1 pseudogene is annotated in these 240 nt (G+C 72.5%); it reads left to right on the top strand.

Going from position 1 to position 240, the window contains the following annotated elements:
* A pseudogene (locus SB764_RS44220) lies at positions 1 to 240 on the top strand (cation:proton antiporter); the annotation flags it as partial.

The following is a 240-nucleotide window of genomic DNA, read 5'->3' as shown; positions in this document are numbered from 1 at the left end:
CTTCCCATCCTGCCCATCATCACGCCGTTGCTGGCCGGCGCCGTGATGCTGTTGCTGGCCGACACCAGCCGCTACGCGCGCGGCGCCATCGCCATGGTGTCGACGCTGGCGCAACTGGCCGCCGCCATTGCGTTGCTGGCGGTCGCCGGCGGCGTCGTGCCGGGCGTCTGGCCGGACGGCGTCGGCGTCTATCTGGTGGGCGACTGGCCCGCGCCGTTCGGCATCGTGCTGGTGGTGGAC

It is taken from the genome of Paraburkholderia sp. SIMBA_027, assembly GCF_046535315.1.
GTDB lineage: Bacteria > Pseudomonadota > Gammaproteobacteria > Burkholderiales > Burkholderiaceae > Paraburkholderia > Paraburkholderia tropica.
The sequence above is the reverse complement of the archived record's forward strand: the minus strand, read 5'-3'. Positions and strand labels throughout refer to the sequence as shown.